Source organism: Endozoicomonas sp. ONNA1 (genome assembly GCF_024606325.1).
Classification (GTDB): Bacteria; Pseudomonadota; Gammaproteobacteria; order Pseudomonadales; family Endozoicomonadaceae; genus Endozoicomonas_A.
Window position 1 is genome coordinate 1 of record NZ_JAHHPN010000237.1, and the last position, 2974, is coordinate 2974.

The 2974-nt window shown below is 41.9% G+C and carries 1 protein-coding gene; it reads left to right on the plus strand.

Annotation, left to right across the window (positions count from 1 at the left end):
- Positions 1–62: 62 nt before the first annotated feature.
- Positions 63–2974: hypothetical protein (locus tag KDK19_RS05640; protein WP_257287357.1), on the plus strand; the 2912-nt coding region annotated here is incomplete at its 3' end.

Below are 2974 nucleotides of genomic sequence, written 5' to 3' on the forward strand. Positions count from 1 at the left end.
TTGCCCGGTCTTTACTGCTTTCAAGGAATTTTGTTCAAATCAAAGAGGTTCCGGTTCCAGTATTGGCGTCCTCTACTCCAACTACTCAGGAACAATTCACTTCTGGAACAGGAACAAAACCTGAAAAAGCAAAAAGAGCAGTAAGTGTAACAAGACAGCCAAAAAACCTGAAGTCAGGTATCCGACCATCAACAGAACCCTTCCAGGAACGAATACATATCCAGCATTTATTACAACTGGATGACAATATTATTCGGGAAGTCAGATCCATTCAGCAAGACCCGGAAAAGTTTTTGCGTCAGGTAGAAAAGCACATCACTGCATTCAGAAAGGTTTTATTAAAAAATAGCGAACATCCAACAAATGACCTGGGAATGGGTTATTACTACTTTTTGAAGGCACTGGCCATGTTGGAAGCCAAAATGTCAGATGATGACAAAACCATTGAGTTATCCTTTAGCCCGGTAGTCAAACTCAACGCTAAAAAGATAAAAGAGACGATTTTATCGTCTCGAAATTATTACTTCCCTTATGCCGCGATGCTCTTGCTTTTTTTTGAACATAGTATGGAAGAAAAATCTAATATCATAATTAATGCCAATTTATCTGCATTCTCCGGAGTGTCACAGTCTATTGAGGTTTTATTAGAATCGGACTCAAATCAAACGGTTCTGGCCGGAATATTCCTCAAGTGGCTGATGCTGATTCCAAAGCCTTTCGAACTGAAACTGGCCTTTGATAAAGACACTTACCTGAAAAACCCGAAAAGCAATATTCCGGGTAGGGTAACACCTTCCATACATCTACTCAGAGAGTTTCTGGAGCAGCTTCCGGTAAAAGGCTCTGATGGCGCAGTTGATGTTGTTTTAAATCAAATGGACCAGAAATTTACAAATACCCAGCATCTGCCAAACGAACAACATGGACAAACAGCAGTGACAGCGAATGCGCGAGCAGCTCCGTTAGGCAAAACGGCAGTGACTGAGGCGGCTTTAAAGGCAGCGAAAGAGGCTAGGGCTCTGGCATCGACATCCTTAGAGATAGCAACGGTATCAACGACAGCAGTAGCGTTAGTGACAGCGGCAGCGGAAACTGAACAAGCAGAGTTAACAGCAGCATCAATGGAAGCGGTAGAGGAAGCGTTAGATATAGCTGCGACAAAATCGAAAGCGACAAAAACAGCGATAGCAGCTGCAAACCGGGCAATAGAAACGATACTGGAAGAGGAAGAGCAAGAGCAAGCGCAAGCGGCAAAGAATGCGAAAGCAAATTTAAAATTGATACTGTACTTCGCTACTGGTCGATCAGAATTGATAGATTCTGATTGCACGGATTTATCCGTGTACATTATTAACTTATCTATATTAGGCTTTGAATCCTCTTCAGAGATTTCCATATTTCTGAAAGAGACTCAGAAGGAGCTCTATGAAGATATTAATCCTGAGAATCGGGCAATTGCTGATGTTATAGAACTCGCTTTTCATCTGGTTGATACTGAATCAGAAGTCCAGCCCGTTCTTCCTCATCTTAAAGCCCTTCCCTTCTCTATCCAAGCCCGCTTAACCGCGCTTCATTTTGGTCATGACTTACAACTTCTGACAAAACTGATTGGTTTACTTCCTGAACAGGTTTCCAAGGACACCACAACGTATTGGCATAACACTCTTTTAATGGCTCACCGGTATATTATCACGCTCATCGGTGGAAATGCAGAAATGGCAAAAAAACTCCAGAGTGATTCAGCTGGTTGGAAAAAATTAGACAAATGGTTTCAGCTCTTTGTATGGCATAAGCCAGTCAAGTTCAACACTATTGCACGTAATTTGGACTCACAACTCTTAGACTATGCTGTCTTTCACAGTGACAACTTGAAAAAATTCGAAGTTGGAGAAGAAATTAATTTTTTTCTTGCTATTGAGCAAGCCAAAAGAGCTGGCTATCAAAAGTTAAAACAACGGTTAAACCAATATGACAAACAAATGGATTCTCAATCATTACAAATGTCAGGCTGGCTTCATTGTCTGGCTGGATTGACGCTTCTGGAGGCGAGAATAAGACCTGACTTCCAGCAGGTAGTATTAACCGGTCACAAAAGAGTTCTGGCCAGTGCCCATGATCATTTCAGGAAAGCACGTCAGCTCGGCTTCCCTTATGGTGGTTATCTGGAATCACTGGTGTTAATGCGGCTTGCCAACCACTATCAGTATAATCAGGATGAGACACCTGATGTCTCGCAAACAGAATCGACCTATATGCCTATGCCTGTTATTGAATACACATCGCCCAAAAAACCAAAGGAAAAGATCTTTATTGAAGCGGGTAAGATTGTTACAGAAATTTTACCCGGGCTGATAGCAAGCTCTGTATTGGGTGCCCGTTTTGCCGCTGAAGCAGCCATCAGAGTCTTTACTGATGAACGGTTTAATCTTCTGTATATACCTCAGGCTGGTTGGCCAGCACTGATTGCAAAGCATTTTTTGATTACCCCCGTTAACTATAACATCCAATTTTTGTTCAGCAATGATGGCCCTGAAGTTGAAGAAGCGTTATTTCCCAGGATAAGTGATCCAGACAGTATTGAGAGAATACTTCTGAAACCACTGGAAAAAACAAGGCATTTTTCCATCAAAAAAAGACCAAAACAATATGGTATTTGCCTCGACAATGAAATCAAAAGTAGTGACAGGCCAGAAAACATTAAAAAGTATTTAAGCCTTGTCAAGGCTTTCGTATTGGATACGTCAGAGGTGCTGGACACATCATCCGGGGCAACTGCTTCTGATATTGAACAACTATCAGGGAATACTGCAAGCTACGAGCTAAGCCGGATGGACTATACAAAATCGTTGGAAGTGCTGCAGGCAACACCACAACCTGAAACCGGTTTTGATGAATTCGTTTATAACCTTCCACGACTGGAATCTCACCAAAATTATGAGGCTATAAGCAATGCTCTTTTGAAGAAACATCGCAC